This is a genomic window from Sphaerisporangium dianthi, from assembly GCF_042654065.1.
GTDB classification, from domain to species: Bacteria; Actinomycetota; Actinomycetes; order Streptosporangiales; family Streptosporangiaceae; genus Sphaerisporangium; species Sphaerisporangium dianthi.
The window spans coordinates 1-14,581 of record NZ_JBHSFP010000048.1; the positions used below are offsets into that span (position 1 = coordinate 1).

A 14,581-nucleotide genomic window follows, 5' to 3' on the forward strand; every position below is an offset into this window, starting at 1 on the left:
GCCCGCGCTCGGCGACGGCCGGCTGCGCAGCCTGGCGGCGGCGACGGCGACCGTGGCGGCCCTGGTGCCGCTGGCCGCGTCCTGCGCCGCCGGCACGTCCATCCTCGACAAGGATTCCCTGGTCGTCGGGGTCAAGGCGGACCAGCCGAACCTCGGCGTCAAGGCCCCGAACGGCCGCTACTCGGGGTTCGACGTCGATGTCGCCACCTACATCGCGAGCAAGCTGGGCAAGCAGGTGCGGTTCCTCACCGCGCCGTCCGCCCAGCGAGAGAACATGATCAAAAGCGGCGAGGTCGACCTGGTCGTCGCCACCTACTCGATCACGGCCGAGCGCAAGACCAAGGTGTCCTTCGCCGGTCCGTACTACGTGGCGCACCAGGACACTCTGGTGCGGGCCGGCCAGAGCGGCGTGTCCAACGTGCGCGACCTGCGCGACCGCAAGCTGTGCCAGGTCACCGGGTCCAACTCCTGGCGCCGGGTGAAGGAGGAGCGCAAGATCCCGGTGACCCTGGTGCCCTCCGCCTCCTACAGCGAGTGCGTCGAGGACCTGCGCTCGGGGAAGGTCGACGCCGTCTCGACCGACGACCTGATCCTCACCGGGTTCGCCGCCTCCGGAACCAAGATCGTCAATGCCCCGTTCAGCGACGAGCGGTACGGCATCGGCATCCGCACCGGCGACGTCGACGGCTGCGAGGCGGTCAACAAGGCCATCACCGAGATGTACCAGGACGGCACGGCCAAGCGGCTGCTGCAGAAGTGGTTCGCGAAGTCGGGGCTGGCCCTCACCTACACCGTGCCGCAGTTCGAGGGGTGCGGCTGAGGCGAGGCCGCGGCGCCGTCCCGCCCGTCGCCCTGGTCGATGAAATTTCATGAACATCGAGAACGCAAGATGAGGTGGACTCGAATTTAGCCGCTCAGGCCGCTATGTTACCGGGTGAACAGGTTGCGCTCTTGTTCATGAACAGTGGTTCTCTCTCATGGATCGAGGCCGGCCGATGGGCGAGGTGGTCATCGTCAACTGCACCGTCGTGGATGGGCGGGCCGGCGGGGGCGCCGAAGCCCTCCCCGACGCGGCGGTGCTCGTGCGCGGCGAGCGCATCGCCGCCGTCGGGCCGCGCGAGCAGGTCCTGCGCCTGCGTCCCGGCGCGCCGGCCATCGACCTCGCGGGGGCCTACCTGACGCCCGGCCTGGTCAACATGCACACCCACCTCTCCCTGGCGCTGCCAGGACAGGGAGGCGACGACGTCAAGGGCATGGGCCCGCACGACCTCGCCCTCTACATGGCCGACGGCGCCCGCCGCACCCTCGCGTGCGGGGTCACCACCGTGCGGTGCGTCGCCGAGAAGGACCACGCGGACTTCGCGCTGCGGCGGGCGATCGAGGCCGGCCGGATCGCCGGGCCGCGCGTCTACACCGCCGGGCGCGCCCTGGTGTGCACCGGCGGCCACGGCCACGAGGGCGGCGACACCCTCGAATGCGACGGCCCCGACGCGTTCCGGCGCGGCGTGCGCAGCCAGATCAAGGCCGGCGCCGACCTCATCAAGGTCATGATCTCCGGCGGCATCGCCGGCGAGCACGAGCGCATCGACACCCCCCAGCTGTTCGGCGACGAGATGGCCGCGGTCATCGACACGGCGCACGCCTGGGGCCGCAAGGTCACCGCGCACGCGGGTCCCGCCGCGGTCATCGCCGAGGCCGTCGAGCTCGGGCTGGACTGCGTCGAGCACGGCTACGAGCTGACCCCGCAGGTCGCGGCCGCGATGGCCGCCCGCGGCACCGCCCTTGTGCCCACCCTGCTCGTGACGCGCTGCAAGGACTTCTTCACCGAACTCGGCGTGCCCGAATGGATGCAGTGCCGCTCGCTCGCCGCGGGGCCGCGCCACCTGGACAGCTACGCGATGGCCCTCGCGGCCGGGGTGACCGTCATGCTCGGCAGCGACATGCCCCCGTTCTGGCCGTTCGAGGGCACCAACGCCACGGTCAGGGAACTGGAGCACATGTCCGAGTCCGGTCTCGGCCCGGCCGGCGCGCTGCGGGCCGCGACGCTCGAACCGGCGCGATGGCTCGGCGCCGACGGCGACCTCGGCACCGTCGAGACCGGCAGGTACGCCGACCTCATCGCGATGGACGACGACCCGCTGGCCACCGCGTCGGCGTTCCGGGGAGTCCGCTGGGTGATGAAGGGCGGCGAGGTCGTCCGCGACGACCACGCGGCGCGCCCCCTCCGATGAGCCCCCGCACATCGACCGGCGCCACCCCAGGAGACCTCCGCGTGAACGACCGTACGGCGACTCAGGAGACCTCCACATGAACGACCACACGCCCGAGGAACCGGCCCCCGCCGGCGAGGCGAAGCCCGGCACGGACTCCGAGGGCGACATGGAGCTGTACGACCTGCGGGTCGTGGTCGACCGCATCGAGGGCAGGTCGGTCTGCGGCATGCGGGTCGGCGACCGGTTCGACCTGGAGCACAGCGCCCACCTGCGCCTGCCCGACGGCGAGCACTTCTGCGTCTACGCGCTGGCCGCCGTGCTGCCCTTCCTCGCCGCCAAGCAGCGCGACCTCGCCGCCGGCGACTGGCTGGCCAAGGACACGCTCTTCGCCTGCCCCGACCCCGAGGAGCGCCTGGTGATGCGCGTCGAACGCACCCGCCGCCGCCGCATGAACTCCGCCGACCTGACATGAAAGCGGAGGAGACGAGGGCGGACGCCGCGCCGGGCACGCCGGGAGCGGCGCCGGAAGGGGCCGAGATCGGGCTCGGGCTGCAGAGCGACAAGAGGCCCGGCGACTACGCGCGGCTCGCGCGGGCGGCCGAGCGTCACGGATTCGACGTGCTCAGCGTGTTCGGCGACCTGATGTACCAGCCGCCCCTGTACCCGCTGCTGGAGATGGCCGCCGCCACCGAGCGCGTACGGCTCGGCGCCGCCTGCCTCAACCCCTACTCCATGGCCCCGTACGAGATCGCCGGCCAGATCGCGGCCCTGGACCTCGCCTCAGAAGGCCGTGCCTACCTGGGCCTGGCCCGGGGCACCTGGCTCGGCGCCGTCGGCATCGCCCAGCCCCGGCCGCTGACCGTCCTCGCCGAGACCGCCGAGGTGGTCTACCGGCTGCTCGGCGGCGACGACGGCGGATACGAGGGAGAGGCGCACCGCCTGGAGGCGGGCACGCGGCTGCGGTACGCCGTCCACCGGCCGCGCCCGCCGCTGCTGCTCGGCACCTGGGGGCCGAAGGGCGCGGCACTGGCCGGGCGCATCGCCGACGAGGTCAAGGTCGGCGGCAGCGCCAACCCCGCCATGGTGCCGGTGATCCGCGACCGGATCCGCGTAGGCGCGGAAGCGGCCGGGCGCGACCCCGGCGAGGTCGGCGTCGTGCTCGGCGCGGTCACCGTCGTCGACACCGACGGGGCCGCCGCCCGGACCAGGGCCCGCACCGAGGTCGCCATGTACCTGGCGGTGGTGGCGGAACTCGACCCGACCGCCGAGATCCCCGCCGACCTGCTCACCCGGGTGCGGGACCTGGTCGCCGCGGGGGAGGACCGGGCGGCCGGCGAGCTGATCCCCGACGACGTCCTGGACCTGTTCGCGTTCTCCGGGACACCTGAGCAGGTGGCGGCGCAGGCACAGGAACTGATCGACGCGGGGGCGCGCAGGGTGGAGTTCGGCACGCCGCACGGCCTGGACGACGACCGGGGCGTCCACCTCCTCGGCACCGCCGTCCTCCCCCTCCTCACCCGTTCCCCACCCACCTCGGCCCCCTAGCCCGCCCTTGGCCCCGTTGATCATTCCGCCGTGCCGGGTGGTGGAGACGAGTGCGGCCTCGGCTGGAATCAGGCTTTCTGGCGCTCACCGCACGAGGTGCGGGCGACCAGCGCGGGCGCGAAGACGAGCTCGACCGATCCGCTGGGGCGATCGACGACGAGTTCACCCGCCCTCAGGCCCATCTGGTAGGAGGGCTGCGCGATCACGGTGATCCCGAGCGCGCCGGCCCACGGAAAATCGTCCATCGTCATGAACGCGATGTCGCCGGGGATGGCGATGCCGCGAGCGGTGAGGGCCGTGTGGACCGCGACGGTGAGCCGGCCGGTGGTGCAGACGATCGCGTCCAACGGCTCGCCGCGAACACGGCCACGGGCGAGCAGCGCGCCGACGGCGTCGCTCACCTCCTCTTCGGTCTCCGCGACCGTCACCGCGTCCTTGGGCAAGGGCAGCCCCATGTCCGCGAGGGCCAGCCGCAGCCCTGCCGTGCGCTGGATCTGAGAGGGGCGTCGTCCCGAGGTGACGACGCCTATGGACGACCGGCCGCACCCGGCCAGATGGACGGCCATCAGCCGCCCGGCCTCGGCGTTGTCCAGGCTGATCGAGTGCATGCCGGGCGGCGCGTCCGGCACGGTGCGCGCGACGATCACGCAGGGGGTGTCGTTCTCGGCCATCCGGCGTGTCCGGCCGTCGGTCGCCTCGCCGGTCGTCACGATCACCCCGCGCACCCTCTGCTCGTCCATGGTCCGCACCTGGGCGACCTCGCGGTCGACGCGACGGAACGTGTTGGCCAGCATGACGAGGCTGTCGTTGGCGGCCGCCACCTCGTCGATGCCGCGAATCAGGTCGAGGTAGAACGGGCTGCTCAGATCGCGGATGACGACTCCGATCGTGCTGGAGCGTCCGGCGAAAACGCCCTTGGTGAGCGCGTTGGGGGTGTACTCGAGACGGGCGACCGCTTCCCACACCCGGGTGGCGGCGGCCTCGGTGACGGCGCCGCCGTTGAGGACGCGGGAGACCGTGGCCGTGGACACGCCGGCGTCCGCGGCGACGTCGCCGATGGTCGCTCGCTTCACCATGATCCTCCGGGTCCCTTCGACGGTTCCGGCGCCGGTCAGGCGGCGACGCGCCGGCCGGCTCGCGCGACGATCTCGCCGCCGACCATGACGATGCCCACGTGGTGGAGCTCCGCGGGGTCCGTCAGCACGAGATCGGCGATCATCCCCGGCACGACACGGCCGCGCCGCGGTGCCACGCCGGGGATGGCGTCCGCGACGTTGGCGGTCGCCATCGCGACCGCCGCCGGCAGGCTCACCACGCCCGCCTTGATGGATCGGTCGATCGCCAGCAGGATCGGGTCGTGGTGGCCGCCCGCGTAGTCGGTCGAGATCGTATCGACCACCCCTGCGGAGAACAGCGCATAGAGCAGTTCCGGCCCCGTCGTGAGCCGCTGGGCCCCGAAGGTGTCCAGGGTGGAGACATCCACGATCGCGCCCATCTCCTTGAGCCGTCCGGCGTGCTCGACGGCCTCGCGGAGCTCGAAGCTCGAGTGGTTGGAGTGCCCGGCGATCAGGGTCACGTCCGTCTCCGCGATGGAGGCGACCTGGGTCATCGACGCCGCCGCGTTGTGCACCAGCACCGGGACGCCCGCCTCGCGCGCCTGCCCGGCCGCCTCGGCGAGCCCGTGCAGGGCGATGTCGAAAGCCGGCAGCACGACGCCGGAGACGATCTCACGGGTGTCCTCGACCGAGAGCGTGCCGGTCAGGCCCGCGCTCGCCAGGGCCTCCTCGACACGGTCCCGATCGAACGCCTTCTCCGAGATGTGCCGGCCCAGCACCGCGGTCTTCAGCCCGTTCGCCTGCCGGGGTGTGATCTTCACGCCGGTACGTCTCTCGACCTCGGCCGGGATGTACATGTAACTCGCCCCGCCCCCACCGAGGGTGTGCCCCGCCCCGATCTCGCCGAGCGCGACCGCGCCGGCGCGTACCGCGTGGCGCGCGGTGAACACGCGGTTCGCCTCGGTGAGGCCGCCGCCGTCGGCGATGGTCGCCGCCGCCAGGCACGCCGGGGTGTTGCACGAGGCGAGCTTGATGGTGATCGGGTGCGCTTCGCCGGTGCGCGCGAGCGCCTCGGCGGTGACGAAACCGTCCACGCAGAGCACCGTGGTCGTCCCCTCCAGCAGGTGCCGGTCGAGGTTGGCGAGGACCTGCTCGTGCCGCAGGCCCTCGTGTCCGCTGGGAAACAGCGGTCCGTACACGGTGCCATGTGTGTGGTTGTTGATCAATCCGGGGATCATCAGCATTCCGGCCGCATCGACGATCTCGTCCACCGTGCCGTAGGTGTCGGCCGGTCGCGAGGAAACGATCTCGCGGACGGTGCCCCCCGCGACGACGATGTCGACCTCGTGCCGTGGATCCGTGCCCGTACCGTCGACCAGGTCACAGCCATGCAGGACGATCGTGCGCACGATTCTCCTTTACCGGGCCGCCAGTGCCGGCCGCTCGAACCGGAACGCCGCCAGCGCCTCGTCGTGGTTCTCGCCGAGTGCCTCGCCGGCGACCAGGTCGCCGGCGTGCACGCTGAGCGTCGCGCCGCTGTGCGAGACCGCGAAGTGGAAGTTGGGGAGCGCGAGGACCCGGCCGAGTACCGGCAGGCCGTCGCCGGGGATGGGCCGTTCACCGACCCGGACGCCTTCCACGGTCGAGGCCCGGAGCCCCGGATACAGCGCACGACCGGCCTCGATCACCTTGTCGACGGCCGACGGGTCGACGCTGATCTCCCCGGTGCCGGACACCTGCGCCGCGCCGTCGATCTCATGGGTGTGCAGCAGCAGCCGCCCGCCGCCGTCCGGCCGTAGATGGACGTGCGGGGCGTGGATGACGCGCGACACCGATATTGCGGCCGGGGAGGAGGAGACGAGCACACCGCGGGTGTTGCGCATGGGCAGAACCAGTCCGGCCAGTTCGGCGATCACGGCGGCCTGGGGTCCCGCACAGTTCACGACCGCATCCGCGGCAAGCCGCCGGCGGGAGGTGAGCCGCACGGCGCGCACCGTACCCGCGGTCACCTCCAGTCCGGTGACGGCGTCGTTCGCCACCAGTTCGGCGCCATCGGCCACGGCGCTCGACAACAGGTGGCCGATCAGGCGGGAAGGCTCGATCCAGCCTTCGCGCGGGAAGTAGGCGATCTCGTCTTCCGGTAACTCGGCGGGGTCCATGTCCGGTTCCAGGCGCAGCGCCTCCACTCGACTGAGCCACTGTGCCTCGTACCCGTAGTCGAGGACGCCCGCGACCTTCTTCCGCAGTTCCACGCGCCCGGCGTCGTCGGCGGCCCACTCGAGGTTGCCGCCCTCGTGATACCAGTCGCCATGGGGCACGTCGGCGGCGAGCTTCCGATGGGCCGCCATGCCCGCGACGTTGAGATCGTGGTACGCCCGCGGCCGCTTGCCGCACGAGTTGGTCCATGAGAACGTCGCACCGGAGGTGCCGCCCGCCGGCGCACCGGCGTCCACGACCGTGACATGGGCGCCCCGCCGCGTCAGCGCGGCGGTCACCGCCGCGCCGTAGACGCCGGCGCCGATGACGATCACATGCTCGACCATGCTGATCAGGTCCCCCTCGTCTCTGGCGGGCTCGATGGCCGGGCGGGTGAAGGGAGCGGGTGACCTCGGTTCGGCGGTCCGGTCCCTCCGTGATGTAACTAGTTTCAGTAACTAGTTACAAAGCAAACACGCGGGGCTTCGCGTGTCAAGGGAGCCTGCCTGCAAGGACCTCGACAGGGCGCGTGGCGGCCGGTCCGCCGCTCACCTTCGGACGCTACGCGCGCGGCCGCAGCGGTCGTGATCGTTTCTGGCGGTCATGGGCTTTCGAGATCGCTACGATGAGGAACTTCGGGAAAGGAGCGACGCAGGTGGACGTGATTGTCCTGATCGGGCCCGGGGTCGCGGCGGATGAGCGGTTGCTGCGAGAGATGGCGGCGCGGGAGTTCGCCGCGCTCGGGGTCGAGGGACGGGTCGCGCTCGCGTCCGGCACCGACGCCTTCCGGGCCGGGCTGGACGCCGCCGGTGACGATCAGGCCGTCGTCGCGATCCCCGGCTCCGACCCCGATGCCCGGCGGCTCATCGGCACCTCGCCGGCGTGCTCCCCTCGGACCGTGTGGCTCGACTTCGCCCGCGTGGGCCCGACCCAGGCGGCCGGCGGCGCCGCCCACCTGCAGGGCAGGGGAGTGTGGGGCCTGGCATGGGCCGTCCGCCACGCCGTGCACCGGCTCCGCAGGCCCGCCCGCCGCATCCCGTACGGCGACCACCCCGACCAGTGGGGAGAACTACGACTGCCGCCGGCCGTGGCGGGACCGCCGCCCTCCTCCGGCACCGGGCCGGCGGGCTCCGCCGCTGTCCCGAGCGACTCCACCGGGGTCTCGCCTGGATCCACCGTGGTCCCGACCGGCATCGTCACCGGGGTCTCGCCTGGATCCACCGTGGTCCCGACCGGCATCGTCACCGGGGTCTCGCCTGGATCCACCGTGGTCCCGACCGGCATCGTCACCGGGGTCTCGCCTGGACCCGCCGTGGTCCCGACCGGGGCGACCGGTGTCTCACCTGACTTCGCCGGCGCCTCGGCCGCGTCCGCCGGGGGCTCGCCGCCCGTTTCCGGGGAGGCGTCGCTGCCGGTCGTGGTGCTGGTGCACGGAGGCTACTGGAGGTCCATCTGGGAGGCCGACCTGATGGACGCGCTCGCGATCGACCTCGCCGACCGGGGGTACGCCGCCTGGAACCTGGAGTACCGCCGCCCCGACCTGCACGGATGGGACGCCACCACCGGCGACGTGGCGGCCGGGCTGGCCGCGCTGACGGCGATCGGCGCCCCGCTGGACCTGGCGCGCGTCGCGGTGCTCGGTCACTCGGCGGGCGGCCAGCTGGCCCTGCGCCTCGCCGCGGACACGGCCGCCGGGTCCTCGGGCCGGGACGCCGGCACGGCTGCGGCGTCTTCGGGCCGGGGCGCCGAGGTGGTTGCGGCGTCTTGCGGTGGGGAGGCCGACGCGGCGGGGGAGGCCTGGACCGAGGGGGGCCGGATGCCTGTGCGGGTGGCGGTCGCCGTGTCGTTGGCGGGGGTGCTGGACCTGGCCGAGGCTGACCGGCGGCGCATGGGGGCGGGCGCCGTGGCCGCCGCGCTCGGCGGCGCCGTGCACGACATCCCCGAGGTGTACGCCGCCGCGAGCCCGCTGGAGCGGCTGCCGCTGGGCGTGCCGCAGCTCGTCGTCCAGGGCGCCGACGACGACCCCGACCTCGTCGACATCGGCCGCAGGTACGCGCGCGCCGCAGGGCGGGAGGCGGTGCACATCGAACAGCCGGGCGACCATTTCGCGGTGATCGACCCCGGCGCCCCCATCTGGAACGCCACGGTGGACCACCTCGCCGCCCAGCTGCGCCCCTGAGCCCTCACGCACGGGCTTCCCGGAGTGCCGGGGCCGGCCGGACGGATCAGGGGTGAACAGTGTGTTACGTGTGGCGTGTCCGTATGTGGGGGGCGCGGCGGTGCGCCAAGCTGGGGGTGTCACGATCCGGAGGACCCCCCCAATGCTCAAGCGCACCATGCTTTTCGGACGCAAGACCCGCGTCACCTTCTGTCTGCCGCTGGACCAGCCCCTGGGCGTGGTCAGCGTCGTCGGCGACTTCAACGACTGGTCCCCGGGGCGCCACGAGCTGCGCCGCCGCCGGAACGGCATACGCACCGTCTCGGTGATCCTCCCGGCGGGCGTCCATCGGTTCAGGTATCTGGCGACCGCCGGCCTGTGGTTCGACGACGAGACCGCCGACCATGTCGACCACCAGGGCAGCCTGCTGCATCTGTGAGGACCCGGGCGCGCATGCTCGCGCGGCGTCCGCGGACCTTCCTCGGGTCGAGGGGGCGATGGACCCCTTCGCCTCGGCGGTCGTGGTTCACCGAGGCGGTGAAAGTCGTCGGACACCGCATCGGTGAGGGCCGGAGGGTGCGAGCTCCGGCCGCTCTCATCGACCTCACCTGTCCGCGGTGACCGATCGGGGCGCCTCCGCCGGTTCGGGCGGGGTGAGCCGCGATTCCAGCGGCTCGGGTGGAGTGAGCCGCGATTCCGTCGGTTCGGGCGGGGTGAGCCGCGCCGCCGCGGTGCCGAGGCCGCCCGGCGGGGACGGCCGCCACTCGGGCCGGGCCGCCGGGGAGGCCGGGCCGCGGGGGGCGGTGGCGGAGCCGTGCCGGCGCAGCTCGGACTCGGTGTACCTGGCGCATTCGCGATGCCATTCGAGGATGCCCGACATCCAGTCCTTGAGCGAGTCGGCGTGGCCGGTGAGGAACTCGCGCGCCTGCTCGCCGAGGTCGAGGTCGTCCAGCAGGGCGGGCAGGTCGCTCGCCACGATGTGCTCGAACTGCCGCATGCGCGCCGTCATCAGGTCGGCCACGATGTCGCGGGCCTGCCAGCGGTCGACGCCGAGGAAGTGCTCGACGACCAGCACCAGGTTGTGGACCTCCCCCTCGAACTCGATCTCCTTCTGGTAGGAGAACAGGTCGTTGGTGAAGCACGCGTAGTCCTGGGCGGCGGTGTCCAGCTCACGGAGCACCCGGTGCTGATAGACCTCGTCGGGCACCACGTCAGGGTGGGCGAGCCGCGCCAGGCTCATCGTCATGTCGGCGCCGAAGGTCTTGCGGCGCATCTCGACGTAGTCGATCGGGTCGGGGACGCGGTGCTGGGCCTGGTTGGCCAACTCCCACAGCCAGCTTTCGGTCATGTCGTCGACCGCCGCGCGAAACCGCTGCCGGGAGCGCGCGTCCATGCCGGTCGCGGTGCGCCGCCACAGGTCGGCGAGGCCGCGTTCGAGCGCGTCGAGCGGCTCGGGGGTCACGCCCATGTCCAGGGGCATGAACGACCCGAGCCGCCGCTGGCACACCCGCGCCGCCGGCAGGTCGCGCGTGGCGCCGAAGACCAGCGGGAAGTAGTCGTCGCCGTAGGTGCCCCAGGCCAGCCAGTCGGAGCTCAGGCAGACCTGCTCGGCGTCGCCGTCGGCGTGGATCATCGCCGCGCAGTGGGCGAAGTCGAAGCCGAGGAAGCGCCGCTCGTCCCACAGTGCCCCGGCCGGCGTCCCGGGCAGGCCGTCGAACATGCCGACCTGGCGCGCCCAGCCGACCGCGTGGCGCCGCGCGGTGTCCAGATGCGGGCTGGTGCGGGGCGTGTACGGCATGTGCAGGGCGGGCAGCGTGAGGTGCCCCACCGGACGGAACGGCCTCGAGGAGTGCTGACGGGAGCGCAGGTCGAGACCGAGCCGCAGCGTGGGCAGCAGCGAACGGGCCGCGGAGGTGCCGAGGCCGGTCGGGCCGGGCAGGGCGCCGGGGGCGGGGCCGTGGGCGGCGCCCTCGTTCATGTAACGGCTGGAGCGCGCGTGCCACTCATGGCCGCCTGCCTGCCAGTCTTGCAGGCCCTTGACGTAGGCCGCGACCGCGGCCTGCTCGTGGGCGGCCGCCGCCCGCTCGGCGAGCAGGGCGGGCACCTCGGTCAGCGCGGTGGTCTCGAACTGCTGCAGCCGGGAGGTCAGCAGGTCGTTGACCAGTTCGGCGGCCTGCTGGGTGGAGCAGCGGAAGAAGCGCTCGAAGACCAGGACGGCGTTGGAGTTCTCGCCCTCCTCCTGGACCTCGCGCTGGTAGGAGAACAGGTCGTTACGCAGGTGCACCGCGTCGGAGAAGGTGTCGGACAGGACCTTCATCGGCCGGGTGGCGGCGAGACGGCCGGGGATCTCGGCGCGCGCGGCGTACTCGACCAGGTCGGCCGACCACGGCGCCCCGCCGACCCTGCGCCGCATCTGGACGTACTCGATGGGGTTGGCGACGCGGCCGAGGTCGATGTTGTCGAGCTCCCACATGGACTCGACCATCAGGTTGTGCGTGCTGGTGGTGAAGCGCCGCCGCCAGCCGGGGGACATCGCCGGCACCGTGCGCCGCCACAGATCTTTCAGCCCGGCCTCGGCCGGGTTGGCGGGCTCGGGCGGAGTGTCGCCCTCGGCGGTCATGAACAGTTCGAGGCGGTCGAGGTGGGCCTTGGCGCCCGCCAGGTCGCGAGAGTGCTTGAACAGCTCGAGGAAGTGGTCGTCGAAGAAGAACACCCAGACGTACCAGTCGGTGATGAGGTCGAGGGTGGGACCGTCGCAGTCGGGATGGGTGTAGGCGCACATCAGCGCGTAGTCCATCTGGTCCAGCGCGGCCTCGTCCCAGATCACGCCCCCGCCGGGCCGGGGGGTGTCGAGCATGCCCATGCCCCGCGCCCAGGCCGTGCTGTGCAGGCGCGCGCGCTCGAGGTGGGGGTTGAGCCGCGCGGGATACGGCATGTAGAAGTCGGGCAGTTGGAAAGCCTGCATGAGCCTGCCTAAGTCTCGTGAGCCGGCCATTACCGTGCGCTTAACGTGACCATACCATCGCCGACAGTGACGCGGTGATCGCGCGGGAGGCCGGAGCGGCAGGAGGCCGGGCAGGGGACTCGGCGGGGACTCGGCGGGTCACTCGTCGGCGGGACTGAGGGGACGCCAGGCCAGGGGGCTCGAGAGCATCATCATGCTGGAGGGCTGGCCGTAGGGGGCGAGACGGTCGATGAGCTCTTCGAAGGCCGTCATCGAGGTGGCGGCGACGCGCAGCAGGCAGCAGGTGTCCCCCGTGACGCGGTGCACCTCGACGATCTCCGGCCAGGCCAGCGCCTGCTTGTCGCGCAGCACGCACCGCACCCCATAGCAGGACATGCGGATCAGGGCGCTGACCTTGCGGCCGGCGCGGGCCGGATCGACCCTGGCGTGGTAGCCGACGATCACGCCGGACTCCTCCAGCCGCCGCACCCGCTCGGCGACGGCGGGGGCCGACATGTGCACCCGCCGGGACAGCTCGCTGTAGGACAGCCGTGCGTCCGCCTGCAGTTCGGCCAGCAAGGCCCAGTCCATCGCGTCCACGGTCACGCTCCGTCATTCGCAAACCGGAAACCGTCTTTCACCTTGCGTTCCGAAGGTGAAAGGGGCGAATCGCTACCGGCACATCATTTCACTAAAATTCTATCTAAGTGAACATGGAGGTGAACTAAGGAGTCGTGATGACGAGCAGACGGCGGGCCGGCGGGGGCCGGGCGCGGTCACTGGAAGGGCGCGTGCGCGCCCAGCAGCCGGTGGCCGACCATGTGGCGCCCACCCTGGAGTTCGCGGACGGCACCCCTTATGACCACTACGTGGCCGCCCAGGCGCTGCACGGGCTGCAGCGGCCGCTCACCGACGTGCCCGAGGAACGCGCCTTCCTGGTGACGACGCAGGTCATGGAACTCTACTTCGGGCTGATCAGGTCGGAGTGGTGGCTGGCGCAGCGGCTGCTCGACGCCGACGAGGTGGTGCCGGCGACCGCCGTGCTGGGCCGGAGCGTCCGCTACTTCGAGGCGCTCAACGCCTCATGGGCGGCGCTGAGCTGGCTGACCCCCGCCCAGTTCAACGCCTTTCGCGACGCGCTGGGCGAGGCGTCCGGCTTCCAGTCGGCCATGTACCGGCACCTGGAGTTCCTGCTCGGCAACAAGTCGGAGCCGCTCACGCGCCCGCACCGGCGCAGCCCGAAGGTGTACCAGGAGCTGCTCGAGGCCCTGGGGCGGCCCAGCCTGTACGACAGCGTGCTCGCCCTGCTGGCCAGGCGCGGCTACGAGATGCCTTCGCCGGGCGACCCCGCGGAGGAGTACGTGCCGAAGCCGCTGGTGGAGGACGCCTGGGTCGAGGTCTACGCCGAGCGCGGCCCCGGGGACGAGCTGTGGGCGCTGGCCGAGACGCTCACCGACGTGTCCGAGCGCTTCTCCGACTGGCGTTACCGGCATCTGATGTCCGTGCGCCGCTCGATGGGCGCCAAGCCGGGCTCGGGCGGGTCGAGCGGGCTCACCTGGCTGGAGCGCAGCCTGCGCCGCGACGTCTTCCCCGAGTTGTGGTCGGCCCGCACGCGGATGTGATTCGGCGCAGGTGTTCACCGGTTTTCGTCCCACGTAACAAGATGCCGTTCTGCTGAACGGTGCGGACCGGGCACCGGCGAAGGACCGCGGGCGCCCTGCGAAAGTCCACGGACGTCCGGCGAGGTCAGAAAAGGCGCGGGGTGACCACCGACACCACCGTGGTGACGGCGTCGGTGTCGTTGTACATGGTGTGCGGGACCGTGGAGCGCAGGTGGACGCTGTCGCCCGGGTACAGCCGGTGCTCGACGCCGTCGACCTCGTACAGCAGCTCGCCGGACAGCACGAAGGCGAACTCCTCGCCCGCGTGGCCGTAGGCGTCCTCGCGCCGCCCGCCCGGGGCGATGTGCACGAGCAGCGGCTCGAGCACCAGGTGCGGGCCGCGGGCCGAGAGCATGCGGTAGGTCTGCTGCCCGGAGACGTACTCGGTGGCCGCGGTCGAGGCCCGGGTGAGCGTGAAGTGGGAGGGCAGGCGGGCGACGCTCGCCCGGTCGTCGCCCTGCTGCTGCTCGTCGTCGAAGAAGTCGGCGACGCCGCGCTCGAGCGCCGCCGCCACGCCGTTCAGCGCGGTGAGCCCGATGGAGGAGATGCCCCGCTCGACCTGGGAGAGGAAGCCGATCGACAGCCCGGAGCGGGTGGACAGCCCGCGCAGGGTCATGCCGCGCTCTTTGCGGAACCGGCGCATGCGCGCCCCGACGGCGTCCTGCCGGTCGCGCTCGTCGTCGTCGCCGCGGCCCTGGCGCTCCGATGTGACCACCGGACGACCTCCTCGATCGGGCGGCGCGGCCGCTTTGCGGGTAAAGACCAAACCTATTTCACCTCAGGCGCCGCCCAGGTGCCAACCGGCCGCC

At 72.2% G+C, this 14,581-nt stretch carries 13 protein-coding genes; 7 read left to right on the forward strand and 6 right to left on the reverse strand.

Annotation, left to right across the window (positions count from 1 at the left end; translation table 11 throughout):
- Positions 1-31: 31 nt before the first annotated feature.
- From ACFO60_RS37545 to ACFO60_RS37560, 4 genes are all read left to right on the forward strand, one after another.
- A complete protein-coding gene (locus ACFO60_RS37545; protein WP_380851181.1) occupies positions 32-820 on the forward strand; it encodes a glutamate ABC transporter substrate-binding protein in 789 nt (262 codons plus the stop codon).
- Between the two features lie 175 nt (positions 821-995).
- Positions 996-2,231, forward strand: coding sequence for an amidohydrolase family protein (locus ACFO60_RS37550; RefSeq protein ID WP_380851097.1), 1,236 nt, complete (start codon positions 996-998; stop codon positions 2,229-2,231).
- A 76-nt stretch (positions 2,232-2,307) separates the two neighbouring features.
- Positions 2,308-2,685 carry a TIGR04076 family protein gene (locus ACFO60_RS37555; protein ID WP_380851100.1) on the forward strand — a complete coding sequence of 126 codons (378 nt, stop codon included), beginning with the start codon at positions 2,308-2,310 and terminating at the stop codon, positions 2,683-2,685.
- The gene (locus tag ACFO60_RS37560; RefSeq protein WP_380851103.1) at positions 2,682-3,758 is read left to right on the forward strand and encodes an LLM class flavin-dependent oxidoreductase; all 1,077 of its coding nucleotides are present in this window, start codon (positions 2,682-2,684) and stop codon (positions 3,756-3,758) included. The genes ACFO60_RS37555 and ACFO60_RS37560 overlap by 4 nt, the downstream gene beginning before the upstream one ends.
- A 68-nt stretch (positions 3,759-3,826) precedes the next feature.
- On the opposite strand, the gene ACFO60_RS37565 is transcribed toward ACFO60_RS37560, so the two are convergent.
- Genes ACFO60_RS37565 through ACFO60_RS37575 form a run of 3 tightly spaced genes read right to left on the reverse strand, consistent with a single transcriptional unit; the run spans position 3,827 to position 7,356 of the window.
- Positions 3,827-4,834, reverse strand: a complete 1,008-nt coding sequence (locus tag ACFO60_RS37565) for a LacI family DNA-binding transcriptional regulator (RefSeq protein WP_380851106.1) — start codon at positions 4,832-4,834, stop codon at positions 3,827-3,829.
- Positions 4,835-4,869: 35 nt separating this feature from the next.
- Complete coding sequence (locus ACFO60_RS37570; protein WP_380851109.1) at positions 4,870-6,222, reverse strand: amidohydrolase family protein; 1,353 nt, start codon at positions 6,220-6,222, stop codon at positions 4,870-4,872.
- Positions 6,223-6,231: 9 nt separating this feature from the next.
- Positions 6,232-7,356, reverse strand: a complete 1,125-nt coding sequence (locus tag ACFO60_RS37575) for an NAD(P)/FAD-dependent oxidoreductase (RefSeq protein ID WP_380851112.1) — start codon at positions 7,354-7,356, stop codon at positions 6,232-6,234.
- Positions 7,357-7,664: 308 nt separating this feature from the next.
- On the opposite strand from ACFO60_RS37575, the gene ACFO60_RS37580 reads away from it, so the two are divergent.
- Both ACFO60_RS37580 and ACFO60_RS37585 read left to right on the forward strand, forming a co-directional pair.
- Positions 7,665-9,188, forward strand: coding sequence for an alpha/beta hydrolase fold domain-containing protein (locus tag ACFO60_RS37580; protein ID WP_380851114.1), 1,524 nt, complete (start codon positions 7,665-7,667; stop codon positions 9,186-9,188).
- Between the two features lie 142 nt (positions 9,189-9,330).
- On the forward strand, positions 9,331-9,606 hold the full coding sequence (locus ACFO60_RS37585; protein WP_380851117.1) for an isoamylase early set domain-containing protein: 276 nt from the start codon (positions 9,331-9,333) through the stop codon (positions 9,604-9,606).
- A 165-nt stretch (positions 9,607-9,771) separates the two neighbouring features.
- Here ACFO60_RS37585 and ACFO60_RS37590 read toward each other — a convergent pair whose 3' ends face one another.
- Positions 9,772-12,132, reverse strand: a complete 2,361-nt coding sequence (locus ACFO60_RS37590; RefSeq protein ID WP_380851120.1) for a terpene synthase family protein — start codon at positions 12,130-12,132, stop codon at positions 9,772-9,774.
- Positions 12,133-12,270: 138 nt separating this feature from the next.
- Complete coding sequence (locus tag ACFO60_RS37595) at positions 12,271-12,702, reverse strand: Lrp/AsnC family transcriptional regulator (protein ID WP_380851184.1); 432 nt, start codon at positions 12,700-12,702, stop codon at positions 12,271-12,273.
- A gap of 146 nt (positions 12,703-12,848) precedes the next feature.
- Between ACFO60_RS37595 and ACFO60_RS37600 the strand changes: the two genes are divergently transcribed.
- Positions 12,849-13,733 carry a tryptophan 2,3-dioxygenase gene (locus ACFO60_RS37600; RefSeq protein ID WP_380851123.1) on the forward strand — a complete coding sequence of 295 codons (885 nt, stop codon included), beginning with the start codon at positions 12,849-12,851 and terminating at the stop codon, positions 13,731-13,733.
- A gap of 124 nt (positions 13,734-13,857) precedes the next feature.
- On the opposite strand, the gene ACFO60_RS37605 is transcribed toward ACFO60_RS37600, so the two are convergent.
- Entirely contained in the window at positions 13,858-14,487 is a 630-nt protein-coding gene (locus tag ACFO60_RS37605) for a helix-turn-helix domain-containing protein (protein WP_380851126.1), read from the reverse strand.
- Between the last annotated feature and the right edge of the window lie 94 nt (positions 14,488-14,581).

What these genes read in the sequence shown, in the direction of transcription:
- ACFO60_RS37550 (WP_380851097.1), top strand. Translation starts at nt 996, where the DNA reads ATGGGCGAGGTGGTCATCGTCAACTGCACCGTCGTGGATGGGCGGGCC.
- ACFO60_RS37555 (WP_380851100.1), top strand. Translation starts at nt 2,308, where the DNA reads ATGAACGACCACACGCCCGAGGAACCGGCCCCCGCCGGCGAGGCGAAG.
- ACFO60_RS37560 (WP_380851103.1), top strand. Translation starts at nt 2,682, where the DNA reads ATGAAAGCGGAGGAGACGAGGGCGGACGCCGCGCCGGGCACGCCGGGA.
- ACFO60_RS37565 (WP_380851106.1), bottom strand. Translation starts at nt 4,834, where the DNA reads ATGGTGAAGCGAGCGACCATCGGCGACGTCGCCGCGGACGCCGGCGTG.
- ACFO60_RS37575 (WP_380851112.1), bottom strand. Translation starts at nt 7,356, where the DNA reads ATGGTCGAGCATGTGATCGTCATCGGCGCCGGCGTCTACGGCGCGGCG.
- ACFO60_RS37585 (WP_380851117.1), top strand. Translation starts at nt 9,331, where the DNA reads ATGCTCAAGCGCACCATGCTTTTCGGACGCAAGACCCGCGTCACCTTC.
- ACFO60_RS37590 (WP_380851120.1), bottom strand. Translation starts at nt 12,132, where the DNA reads ATGCAGGCTTTCCAACTGCCCGACTTCTACATGCCGTATCCCGCGCGG.
- ACFO60_RS37595 (WP_380851184.1), bottom strand. Translation starts at nt 12,702, where the DNA reads ATGGACTGGGCCTTGCTGGCCGAACTGCAGGCGGACGCACGGCTGTCC.
- ACFO60_RS37600 (WP_380851123.1), top strand. Translation starts at nt 12,849, where the DNA reads ATGACGAGCAGACGGCGGGCCGGCGGGGGCCGGGCGCGGTCACTGGAA.